Origin of the sequence: Muribaculum gordoncarteri, from assembly GCF_004803695.1 — a bacterium.
Classification (GTDB): Bacteria; Bacteroidota; Bacteroidia; order Bacteroidales; family Muribaculaceae; genus Muribaculum; species Muribaculum gordoncarteri.
Window position 1 is genome coordinate 954,568 of the sequence record NZ_CP039393.1, and the last position, 12,430, is coordinate 966,997.

Here is a 12,430-nt window from a genome sequence, read left to right on the forward strand (position 1 = left end):
GGATAAGCGCCGATGATACCGAAGGTTCAACAAAAATCCTCGGCAAAACCGATGATGCCGCTATGTTCAACAAGTATCGAGATGAGCGTATTAGAATGTTCAATGACATCTATATCGACCCGATAACCCACAAGACCCGCTTCTCATCGTTCATAGCCGAGAGAGAGGGAGAGCTGGTGGACATACAGACGAGCTATGCCCTTCCTCTACAATTTGGATTGGTTGACAAGTTTCACCGAAAGGAATTTATCGCAAACTTCCGCAATACGCTGACACGCAATAATGTCACTGATAGTGGAATAGAATGTGAACCTTACTCTCTTATGACCGGATTCATAGGTACGGCATGGATAAATCAAGCGCTGTCATCCTCAGGCAACTCTTATGATGCTTACAAACTGTTGACACAAGAGGAATATCCATCATGGATTTATCCGATAAATCAGGGTGCAACAACAGTGTGGGAAAGACTGAATTCTTATACTCATAAGGACGGGTTCGGAAGCAACAACAGTATGAACTCATTTAACCACTACTCCTTTGGTGCTATAGGAGCATGGTTGATCAACAACAGCATCGGCATAACAAGAGATGAAGAGGCTCCCGGATTCCGACACTTCTATCTGTGTCCTGAAGTAGACCCTTCCAATTCCATCTCTTATGCGTCAGGATACTTTGAATCGCCCTATGGCAGAATAGAGAGTTCCTGGACAAAGGATGGCGATAATGTCAAATGCCACTTCATGGTTCCTGCAAATACATCAGCTACACTTATTATAAATGGTAAGAAAATAGCGGAACTTTTACCGGGACGGCACAATTTATCCTTGCCAATCAAATAGTATTAAACCGTTAGTATTATAACAATTATAAAAAAGAGCCACTTAGCATTATGCTAAATGGCTCTTTTTATGTTTTGGGAATATAAGCAGCGTCAAATTCTCGTTATTTTAACGCAAACTTATTCAAATATGTGGCGCAATTTGCTGAATATGCGTTTCTTTACCGAGTCGGTGGGCTTGATGTTGGCCGAATCGCGCAGGCTTTCTATAGCCGCTTTCTCCTTGTCGTTGAGGTTTTCAGGTATATATACCATTATGTTGACAAGCAGGTCGCCTGTGCCGTAGCCTTCGGTCGAAGGAAGTCCCTTGCCGCGTAGTCGCAATACCTTTCCTGGCTGTGTTCCGGCCGGAATTTTCACTCTTGCTCGGCCCGTTATTGTAGGTATCTCTACTGCACCGCCGAGAGCTGCGGTGGGTATATCGAGCATGAGATTGTATATAAGGTCGTTTCCGTCACGAATCAAGTCAGGATGCGGTTCCTCTTCAATTACTACAAGCAGGTCGCCGTTTATGCCTCCGTTGCGTGCCGCATTTCCTTTTCCCTTGAGCGAAAGAGTCATTCCGTCGGTTACGCCTGCGGGTATGCTGAACGAAACGACTTCCTCCTGACGCACAATGCCCTCGCCGTTGCAATATTGACACTTCTGGGTGATTGTCTTGCCCTCGCCGTTACATTCGGGACAGGTGGCTGTCGACTGCATCGGGCCAAGGAATGTCTGTTGCACGTGGTCGATTACTCCTGAACCGTGGCAGCGTGTACATGTCTGGAATGCGGTGCCGTCCTTGGCTCCCGTTCCGGAGCAGTGCTGACATTGTACATAACGGGGAATTTTCAGTTTCTTGGTCACGCCTTCCGATATCTCCTGGAGGGTCAGCTTCACCTTTATGCGCAGGTCGCTTCCCTTAGGCTGACGACGACGGCGAGCACCGCCTGTAGCTGATCCGAATCCACCGAATCCGCCAAATCCGCCGCCTCCGAATATGTCGCCGAAGTTGGCGAAAATATCCTCCATCGACATTCCGCCGGCGTGGAATCCTCCACCGCCTCCGCCAAATCCCGAAGGACCCATGTTGTGGCCCCACTGGTCATATTTTGCACGCTTGTCGGGGTCGCTCAATACATCGTAGGCTTCGGCAGCTTCCTTGAATTTCTCCTCGGCTTCCTTGTCGCCGGGATTCTTGTCGGGGTGATACTTCAGCGCCAGCTTACGGTAAGCTTTTTTAAGCTCATCGGCGGTGGCGTTTTTCTGTACACCGAGTATTTCGTAATAATCTCGTTTTTCCATAAGTCAGGTAGCTTTAATGTTATTGTCCTACGACTACTTTAGCATGACGAAGCACCTTTCCGTTGAGGGTGTAACCCTTCTGGATGGTGTCGATTACTTTGCCTTTCTGCGACTCGTCGTCGGTGGAGAATGTTGTTACCGCTTCGTGAATTTCAGTGTCGAATTCATTACCGGCATCTGAAGCAATGGGCTTTACACCGTTCTGGTCAAGATATTTTACAAATTTATTGTAGATAAGCTCGATGCCGTCCTTAATGGCTTCGGCGTCGGAGGTTTCCTTCATGGCCTGAATCGAACGCTCAAGGTCGTCTACAACGGGGAGTATTCCACGCATTGCATTTTCGCCTCCGTTCTTTATGAGCTCGCTCTTCTCCTTGAGAGTGCGCTTGCGGAAGTTGTCAAATTCAGCCATCAGGAAGAGATACTCCTTTTTCTCCTTTTCGAGCTGAGCCTTTGTGTCGGCAAGCTCTTTTTCAAGAGCTTCTTCCTTGGTGAGTTCTTCCTGAGCCATCTCCTTGGCGGCTTCGGCGTCGACCTCTTCGGGGGTAGCTTCTACATCGTTTATTTCGATATCGTCATTCCTGACTTCTTCAGGATTGTTGACCTTGTCATAATTTTTGCTCATATCTCGTAATGATTTTATTGATTTCAGTTAGCTGTAATGTTGAGTGCAAAAACATTGCCAAAAATGCCCGTTTTTGCACATTATCTATAAAATCATAACAACTTTGGGCTTGGAACGTTCATTTTAAAGGCTGTTAAGCGAGTGGCGAACAATGTATGTCACATCCTTTGAAGAGCCGGTTAAGCTCATCTGCCAATATGTCACCACGTGATGCAGGAAACAGGCCGAACACCGAGGCTCCCGAGCCGCTCATCGATGCATAGACGGCTCCGAGGTCGTAGAGCATCGATTTTACCTCGCTTATTTCGGGGTGGGATGGGAATATTGACTCCTCAAAGTCATTGGCAACGTTGTCGCGCCACGACTCAACGGGCATGGCCAGCGCCATGTCGAGCGGCAGCGACGGCAGTCGCGGAGTGACTCCCGAATAGGCTTCGCGTGTCGACACTGACGCATGGGGCTTGACAATTGCGATGCAATAGTCGCTCAGGTCGATGTCGGCGGGAGTGAATATGTCGCCTATGCCGGTTGCGAGCATCGGCGTGTTGTAGATGAAGAAGGGACAATCGGCACCTACAGTCGACGCTATGGAGGCAAGACGCTCCTTGGGCAGCTCGAGTTGCAGCAGCTCGTTGAGGCCGAGCAGGGTGAACGCCGCATCGGCACTGCCGCCTCCCAGTCCGGCTCCGTCGGGAATCACCTTGTGCAGATAGATGTCGACCGGAGGTAGGGGGACAACGCTGTCGAGCGCCCTGTAGGCTTTCATCACAAGGTTCTTTTCAGGCTCACACTCTACTTTTCGGCCTGTCACGGTGAGAGTGGTGGTGTCGCCGTGAGCGGGCACGATTTCGAGTATGTCACGCCACTTTACCGGATAGAAGCAAGTCGAGAGGTCGTGATAGCCGTCGTCGCGGCGACGCGTTATGTACAGACCCAGATTGATCTTGGCATTGGGAAACAGTATCATGTCGCAGTGTATTATTCTTGCAGGTGATATACTTGCGGGGCCATGAGGACTTTGCAGCCGGGAAGGCCTTCGCGTATAAGGCTGTTGCAACGGGCGGTGTCGGTTGCCGCCTGCGATGTGGTCATCGGAAGCTCCACTATCTCGGTCACCTTGGCTCCGGGTATTATCGACTTTATGAGCTGTGACGCATCGGGGGCTGTTGACAGTGCCGAGTAACGGCTGTAGGTGTAGGAGGTGAATGCCGTAGTGGGGCTTATTCCCCGTCGGTCGAGGAGATATCCGTCGGCGAGAGGCAGGGGAGCTGACGCGCTGCTTATGTCGCTCGGGGCGGGATAGGATATGAGTTGACTGCCGTCGGCGTTCATCGTTACGGGTACATTGTCGTTGTAATTGCCGTTGGTCTTGTAGATGTGGGCCTTGGGCATTACGCCCGCCTGAGAGGGTGATGACATTGCGTTTTTGTGTTGGGCCGAAACTGAGGGGATGGGCGCGTTGTCGCGTCCATCCCTTTTTGTTGTCGAGCAGTTGACGGTCAGTAATGCCAATGCTATTACGACCGACTTGACTGTCAGATGTTTCATTGCTTTATAAGCCGTTTGGTGATTGTCTTGTTGCCGGTGACTATTCTCACGATGTAGATGCCCTGGGGCAGTGACGATACATTGAGGTCGATCGATGTCGACGAGCCGTTGACCGCCTGCTTCATTGCCTGTGAGCCGTTGAGTGTGAAGAGTTCTACCGAGGTTATGGGGCTGTCGGCGCTTATTGTAACGTTGTCGACGGCCGGGTTGGGGTAGAGGGTGCATCCTCCGTCATCGGTTATGTCTTCGATGCCGAGAGGCTTTGCAAGGGTGAATGACACCTTTGTGCGTGTGAGCTGGGTGCTGTTCTGGAACAGATAGGCCAGATAGGTCGAACCTACGGTTCCGTTGAGGAATGAACCGGTGGCTGTGAATGTCACGGTTTCACCCGCTTTGGCTGTAATGGGGTCGGTGTTGAATGCCGCTACCGAAGTGTTGCTTCCGCTTGCAAAGAGTGCCACTGTGAGTACATTGTTGAAGAATCCCGATTTGCAGGTCAATAAACCGGTGAATCTGATGTCGTTCATCGGCACCGAATTGGCATTTTCATTGGCGAGCTTGAAGTCGTTGATGGTTATTTCGGTCGATGCGGTGCTGTACTCGACGGGAAGTCGGGCGCTTATTATTTCACCGTCCGACGACAAGAGCACCAAGTCGTAGGTTCCTGCCATCAGCTTGTCGGTGAACTTTGATGTATAGTTCAGCTTCATCGTTTCGTTGGCCGGGACATCAAGCAGCATGCTTTCCGATTGGGCGAGAACGTTATTGGTTCCGGTGCGCAGAAGTGCTGTCGATATGAAGTCGTAATATTCGCGTCCGCGGTTTTCGACATTGGCTGTGATTGTGAATGTGGTGTTATAGAACAACGGTGTTTCGAGCTTCATGTCACTGATTGTGAAGTCGCTTGCTATGTCAGGCTCCGAGAACGAGAGGGTTGCCGGTGTTGCCGTGAGGTTGAGATAGGGGGTGTTGTATATGGGCATCAACACATCGTGCCATGTCTTGGCATCTTCTATATATACGGCAGGATAAACTTTATAGGATCCGGTGACGGTTATTTGGTTGGAATTTATCTCGTAAGTGGAGTAACCGTAACCTGCTTCCATGGAGTTTTTATAATTGTTCGATTTTATATAGGAGGCATTGCCTGATGCATTGACCAGCTTGAGGCCGTATACCACGTTATAGGTTTCGGTGCTGTAGTTGTAGAATCCGGTGAAGGTGAGGGCGGTGTTGGTGTTGCGTGACGATGTTTCGGGAGTCACTTCCCAGTTTTCACCCATGTAGAACATTATAGGTGCCTTTGAGCCCTCTTCGGCCTTCTTGATTCCCACAATGGCTCCTTGTCCGTAATTGAATCCGCTTGCGCCGCCGCCTGTGCCCTGGCTGCCCGGGTCGAGAGCCGTGAGCTTGAAGTATCCGTCGCTCATTCCGCTCCATCCCCAGTTGATGTGGTAATATCCGTCGCGGTATCCGTCACACACAAATTCGTGTCCCACCTGGTTGTCTTGTCCTAAATTGGATATACCGTCGTAGAGTACCGGACGCTTGGCTGCGAGTTCGTTGTATATGATCTCCTCCCACTGGTTGATGCCGTAGCAGTCGCGCTGCAGGTAGGCCATCCCTTTGTCATAGCCGAAATAGGTTGACAGAGCTCCGGGAATCTTTGATGACTGCGCTCCGCTGGCACCGGTGCCGTAGCCCATGTCGACACTTACGCCGCAGTTATACATAAGCTTCGCTACAGCGTCATTCTGGGCTGTGGTGCTTGTCGAGGTGTACTCGTCGAGCATGTTGGCCCAGTCGTAGGCGGTGTTGAAGCTTGCCGAGAGAGTTTTCTTTTCGCCATTTTCGGTAGTCCAGGTGTAGGAGTGCGAGCCGGTGCCTCTTGTAGGCCATTCATGGTACTTCATCACCTGGGCCATGGCTGTTGCCACACAGCCGGTATAGGTGCGGGTCGACCCGACGAGCGGACATTTGTTGTTGTAAGGCGCTCCTTGGTCCCACTTTGTCTTCACGAGCGGAGCCACTTCGGTGCGTGACGACGATGAGCCTGCCTCGTAGCGGATTCCGCGTGCCGAAGCCCAAGCTATCTGTCGTTGGTAGCCTTCAATCCATGCCTTGAGGTTGTCGGGCATGTTGCGGGGGTCGAAATCTCCCTTGTCGGTATATCCAAGCAATGGAGCTGCGCAGTCGTCGGCCGACACTATCATATATCCGTCGCCGGCCGATGCATTGAATATGTACAGGTCGGCATTGTCGTCGGTCTTGGCCGTGTAGACCAAATTTGACATCCGCGTCATGTCGACGGCTCTTGATTGAGGTCCTGCGGCCGTCCTGACACGGGCGAGCGCCTGCTCGGGGGTTAATTGCTCGGCTTGACAGTAGCCGGCAGTGATGATTGCGGAGAATAGAAGGAGTAAAGATTTCTTCATACAGTGGCATTAATTGTTATTCTGCAAAAATAGTTAAATTATGATATTTTTGCTAATCATATTCTATAAATATTAATGATAAATGAAGATGGTGGCATAATTATATAATTTTACTTAATATATTGGACTCATTTGGCGATTAGTGACTATATTTGCACATAATACCTATTTACGAAGAAGACAGTTCTAATATCCTTATTTATTTTATGAAGAAGACAGTTCTAATTATTGCACTCCTGATTTCGGCTATCGGTGCATTCGCCCAGACCAAATCATGGACGGCCGACAATGGCAACGGCACATTTACCAATCCTTTGATGTACGATGAATTTTCCGACCCTGACATATTGCGCGTGGGCGATGACTACTACCTCGTAGGCACTACTATGCACACTGTTCCCGGACTTGTGATACTTCACTCGCGCGACCTTGTAAACTGGGAGAATGTGGCTTACTGCTTCGACCGGTTTGACTTTGACGACGATGCATTTTCGCTTAAGAATGGAAAAGAGATTTACGGACAGGGTATATGGGCGCCTTGCATCCGCTATCATGACGGCAAGTTCTACATCTACTCCAATGTCAACGGCAAGGGGCTTCAGTGCTTTGTCAGCGACAAGATCGAGGGTCCGTGGAAACACATTAACATGAACGGTCGCATCTACGACCTCAGCGTCCTCTTTGACGATGACGGCAAGATATACGCAATACACGGCTACGGTGAGGTGAAGTGCACCGAGCTGAAGCCCGACATGAGCGGCCCGATTGAAGAAACCGAGCGCGTAATCATCCCCGAAGGCAGTGCTGTGGGCGAAGGCCATCACATGTACAAGATTGACGGAATGTACTATCTTATATCAACCGACTATGTTCCCAACGGACGCACACTCTGTTCGCGCTCCAAGAGCATCTGGGGACCCTATGAAACCTGTGTGATAACGGCCGATGAAACATTCGGTTACCACGCTTCGCCCATGACCGAGATTAAGGGTCGCATCATGCCCGACGGATATCCTGTGAGCATCACGCCTCCCGATCCCGACAAGGTGAGGGCTTCCAACATTCATCAGGGCGGCATCGTGTCGACTCCCGACGGTCAGTGGTGGGCACTGCTCATGATGGACTTCCACTCGCTGGGACGCACCGTGACTCTGGCTCCTATCACCTGGAAGGACGGATGGCCCATGCTTGGTCTTGAGGGAAATCTCGGTCGCTCGCCCCGCACATGGCTGAAGCCCAACACTCCCTATCGCGACACCGAAGTGCCTCATGCTCCCTATGAGCGCAGCGACAACTTTGATGGAAAGACCCTTGCCCGTGTGTGGCAGTGGAATCACAATCCCGATGACAAGATGTGGAGCCTCACCGGCGGTAAGCTCCGATTGCGCACAATGCCTGCCGACCAGCTGATGTGGGCCCGCAACACTCTCACCCAGCGTGCAATAGGCCCCGAGTCAATAACCACTGTAGAACTTGATGTGAAGAATCTTAAGGACGGTGATGTGTGCGGACTCGGCAACATAAACGTTCCATGCTCATGGGCCGGAATTGTCAAGGATGGCAAGACGCTCACATTGCGTTGGTTTGAGCAGCTCGACAACGACACTATCGACACTCCCGTCGTGCTTCCCGACAACCGTATATGGTTGCGATTTGTAGGTGATTTCGACAACGATAAGGGACACTATGCCTACTCACTTGACGGAAAAGAGTTTCATCAGCTTGGACGCGAAATGACTTTGAGCTATCAGCTTATCACATTCCAGGGCGCACGCCTGTCGCTGTTTGCATTCAATAAGCTTGGAAAGAACGGTGGATATGCCGAGTTTGACAACTTTACCGTGGAGGAACCCAAGGCCGACCGCACCGGTTACATCCCGTTTGGCAAGACCTTCCGCATAATAAACGTGGCCACCGGTCTTCCGATGCACGCCACACCCCACGGACTCATGTATGACACGGCTGCCGACAATGATTCGCCGCAGACCCGCTTCCGTGTCATCGACCGTGGAAACGGAAAGGTGATTCTGCAGTGTGCCGATGGTCGTTACGTGTTCTCCTCCGGATTCGGTTTGCCGGGTGATGTTCGTTTAACCGACGACATAAATCTTGCCGAAGAGTTCATGTGGCAGGACTATCTCAACCGTGAATTCATGCTCATGTCGATGCGCAATCACCGTTACGTAGGCAAGAGCCCCACAACCGGAAGTCCCTATTCGATGGACTACACCGGAGCCGATCCCGCTCGCCGCAACGGTGCTGTTCTTCGCTGGGAAGAATAAACGATAGAATTTTAACCTGATATAGAAAGACTGCCGATGAGGATTCCCCTCGCCGGCAGTCTTTTGTTTATATGCACCCTGTACTTAACCGCGGGTTGGCCGTAGGCCTACCCGTGGACGCGAACGACCCCTCGTCCCTCAACACTTTGCGGGTTGCACCCCATGCACCAGCAACCTCTGTCCTCCAACTCGGCACTAACCCGGGTAATATTCACCCCTATCCATTTGTTACATACGAAACATAACGCTCAATCCTCGCCTCGGCATAACACACTATCCTCAAGCCCATTACCACAACCCTGCAAAATATCTGCGAAATGCGATTTGTAACATTTTTCATTTGCGAAATATTTGCGCAATCGAAAATTTGGATATTAAAGCCAATTTAACTCTCTTTGCAGAAACAAAAAAATCACTCCGTATATGAAAAAAATACAAGCACGATTATCATTCTGTCAAGAATCTGTCAAGGCCCCCAAAATGAACTTGTCAAGGATTTGTCAAGGAAAAAATTTGCGAAGATAACCCCATTTAACTTCATTTGCGGAAAAAATTAAACACAAATGATAACAACTGCAATCCCGCGCCTCACGGCTTATCAACTAACACCAAGCAAGTTAAGCCGATTTTGCGAATTTTTGCGAAATTCACAATTGTTAAATCTTAAGCTTTGCGAATTTTTGCGAAATTGAAAACTTGCAAATATAAACAACGATTCATTCCTTTGTATGCAAATAAAACGACAATGAAACCATTCATCCCATTTTCAACACCCCGAAGCATGATGTTGAATTATATGATTAATCATCAGCGCAATAACTATCAGCATGCACACTTTTTGCACACTGCCGGAATAGCTCATGTGCAAAATGCACACTTTTTGCACACTGAAAAATTTTGATTGATAAACTTATTTTACTCCCTTTGCAGCAATAAAAAACTTCAACCTGTATGAAAAATTCATCACTATTATTGATTATATGATTTTCATTCATCGTGTCGTGTCTGCTGATGTGCGACCTCCATGCTTCGGGCAACGCCTCACCCCGACAAATTAGCCTCGCTCCCGCCGACTCGGTGAATGTTGACAGCATAAAGCCCGCCGTGTCGCTCGATGAGGTAACGGTCGAGGCAAGCACGATAAGCCACCGAGGGACTCGCGACTCCTATATGATAACACAGGATATGAAGCGGGGACTCAGGACGGCCGGCGAGCTACTGATGCGGGTCAACGGGGCTTTCTACAACCCGGTGAGCCATGATCTCACCTATCTCGGGTCGAGCAACATCGTGCTCCTCGTCGACAGCATTGAGCGCGGAGCCGACTACATAAAGCGGCAGTCGCCCAACCGCTTCGACCGCATCGATGTGGTGCACCAGCCCACGGGAAAGTACTCGGGCTACGACGCGCTCATCAACTTCCACACGCGCCCCACCTACCGTGGCTCCGAGTTCAACATCGGTGGCAACACGTGGATACGCCCCGACGGTGTAAACGGACGGGGAAGGGACTTCAACAAGACGAGTCCGTGGGCCGACTTCACCTACACCGAGGATAAGTGGAACGTGCAGGCCGACGCCTCATGGCAATGGGAACAGTCGGGAATGTCGACCTACACCACCAGGACATTCCCGCTCAACAACTACGAGGAGCGCATGCTTGAGCAGGACCCCAGGGATCCCACCGACTTGATGCGCCGCCGCAGTCTGGCTCTCGAAACTGCTGTCGACTACCGCATAAACGACAGGCACATAGTGTCGGCGCTGGTTGGCGTAAGCACCACCGGTTTCGACCGCACGCTTAAAAGCCGAATGGTCACCGGCAACATCAACTCGGTGCTGCGCGACACCATCGGACACATATCGCGGTTGATTGAGAACAACTACCTCGGATGGGCGTTCGGAATATATCACCGTGGCCTTGTGGGCAAGTGGAACATAAACACCTCGCTCACCTACAACACATCGGCATGGGACTACAAGCGCAACGTGTCGCGCACGAGCGGATACTCGGTCGACGACCTGCGCCGCAAAAGCTCCGATTATTTTTGGGGCAACTTCAGCGCCTACCGAACGCTCTTTGGCGGCAAGGCGGGACTCGACCTGTCGGAAACATTGCTTTCGATGGACTACAAGGAGAAGCGCCTCGGCACCGATATCGTGTTAAGCAACAACTCGGTGATAAGCAGCACAACCTACGCATCGCTGCAGTACTTCCCGTCAAACAAGCTGTCGCTGACCGCCAATGTCGGAGTGTTTGTGTACCACAACAGCGAGGGCGACACCCACACGACGAGCGTAAAGCCGCGACTTCAGGCCAACGCATTCTGGCGCCCGAGCAAGAAGTTTGTGACACAGCTGGTGTATAGTGCAAGCTCGTCGAGCCCCAACCTCATACAGATGTCGGGCTACGGTCAGTTCACCGATTCGCTGGAGTACCAGTCGGGCAATCCGTCGCTGAAGGCCACCACCACCCACAGCGTCATGCTCAACCTCACGTTCTTCAGCTCGCTCACGCTGTCGACTACATTCACCCACGGCGACGGCTCCATCTACGACATCACCGAGGCTGCCTACATGAACGGAACTTCCGGCGAGCGCATTCCCTATGCCGTCACCATTCCCGAAAATGGACATTTCAACCAGTGGAAGTTCCGCATCAACTACAACAAGAGGTTCTCCGACAGGGTGGAGAGTGCACTGGCCGGGTCGCTCACCGGAACCACGGCGCGTTACATGAACTACCGACGCGAGAAGTGGATTCCCACAGCCGACTGGTACATGATCTACCGCGTGGCCCCTATAGCGATGGACTGTGTACTCAGCTACGGAATAATCGGAAGCAGCACTATCACTCCTCAGTCGCGCTATTGGGAGTTGCGCGACGGATTCGGATTAGCCCTGCAGAAGAACTTCCTTAACAACCGACTGCAGTTATCGGTATTGTGGAGCCCCGACATACACTTCATGCCGGGCAAGGCACACACCTATCGCTACTCGCCCGCGCTCAACACCGTGGGATGGAGCGATGCGAATTTCCGCTCCAACAACATGATAAATTTCTACATAGCCTACCGGCTTGCCCGGGGCAAAAAGGTGCGCAACTACAAACATCAGACACATATAGTTGAATAATGTTGTTGTCGATGCAACCTATCTTGGTTGCATCGACAATTTTTTTATGCTGTTCCGAAATTTTTTGGGTGTATAAAATGAAACGTAGGGACGGGGTGACAAATGATGATATTGATGCGGACGCGATGTATCGCGTCCCTACCGGGGGAAAATAAAAAAGGCTCGCGAAAGCGAGCCTTTGAGGTTCCTAGCAGATTCGAACTGCTGTAAACGGTTTTGCAGACCGGCGCCTAACCACTCGGCCAAGGAACCTTGTTGCGGTTAGCGAGTGCAAATT

At 50.9% G+C, this 12,430-nt stretch carries 8 protein-coding genes and 1 tRNA gene; 3 read left to right on the forward strand and 6 right to left on the reverse strand.

Annotation, left to right across the window (positions count from 1 at the left end):
• Nucleotides 1–2 precede the first annotated feature (2 nt).
• Nucleotides 3–842: an alpha-L-rhamnosidase-related protein gene (locus E7746_RS04215; protein ID WP_321570681.1), complete on the forward strand. Its 840-nt coding sequence runs from the start codon at nucleotides 3–5 to the stop codon at nucleotides 840–842.
• 119 nt (nucleotides 843–961) lie between these two features.
• Here E7746_RS04215 and dnaJ read toward each other — a convergent pair whose 3' ends face one another.
• From dnaJ to E7746_RS04240, 5 genes are all read right to left on the reverse strand, one after another.
• Nucleotides 962–2,128 carry a molecular chaperone DnaJ gene (gene dnaJ / locus E7746_RS04220; protein WP_135946083.1) on the reverse strand — a complete coding sequence of 389 codons (1,167 nt, stop codon included), beginning with the start codon at nucleotides 2,126–2,128 and terminating at the stop codon, nucleotides 962–964.
• A gap of 19 nt (nucleotides 2,129–2,147) precedes the next feature.
• Nucleotides 2,148–2,753 carry a nucleotide exchange factor GrpE gene (locus E7746_RS04225; RefSeq protein ID WP_136409947.1) on the reverse strand — a complete coding sequence of 202 codons (606 nt, stop codon included), beginning with the start codon at nucleotides 2,751–2,753 and terminating at the stop codon, nucleotides 2,148–2,150.
• 133 nt (nucleotides 2,754–2,886) lie between these two features.
• On the reverse strand, nucleotides 2,887–3,720 hold the full coding sequence (gene ispE / locus E7746_RS04230) for a 4-(cytidine 5'-diphospho)-2-C-methyl-D-erythritol kinase (RefSeq protein ID WP_136409948.1): 834 nt from the start codon (nucleotides 3,718–3,720) through the stop codon (nucleotides 2,887–2,889).
• Nucleotides 3,721–3,731: 11 nt separating this feature from the next.
• Nucleotides 3,732–4,301, reverse strand: coding sequence for a hypothetical protein (locus E7746_RS04235; protein ID WP_136409949.1), 570 nt, complete (start codon nucleotides 4,299–4,301; stop codon nucleotides 3,732–3,734).
• A complete protein-coding gene (locus tag E7746_RS04240) occupies nucleotides 4,298–6,736 on the reverse strand; it encodes a thiol protease/hemagglutinin PrtT (RefSeq protein WP_136409950.1) in 2,439 nt (812 codons plus the stop codon). The genes E7746_RS04235 and E7746_RS04240 overlap by 4 nt, the downstream gene beginning before the upstream one ends.
• A 206-nt stretch (nucleotides 6,737–6,942) precedes the next feature.
• On the opposite strand from E7746_RS04240, the gene E7746_RS04245 reads away from it, so the two are divergent.
• Nucleotides 6,943–9,018, forward strand: coding sequence for a glycoside hydrolase family 43 protein (locus E7746_RS04245; RefSeq protein ID WP_123395896.1), 2,076 nt, complete (start codon nucleotides 6,943–6,945; stop codon nucleotides 9,016–9,018).
• Nucleotides 9,019–10,014: 996 nt separating this feature from the next.
• Nucleotides 10,015–12,153 carry an outer membrane beta-barrel protein gene (locus tag E7746_RS04250; protein WP_136409951.1) on the forward strand — a complete coding sequence of 713 codons (2,139 nt, stop codon included), beginning with the start codon at nucleotides 10,015–10,017 and terminating at the stop codon, nucleotides 12,151–12,153.
• A 181-nt stretch (nucleotides 12,154–12,334) separates the two neighbouring features.
• On the opposite strand, the gene E7746_RS04255 is transcribed toward E7746_RS04250, so the two are convergent.
• A tRNA-Cys gene (locus E7746_RS04255) sits at nucleotides 12,335–12,405 on the reverse strand.
• Between the last annotated feature and the right edge of the window lie 25 nt (nucleotides 12,406–12,430).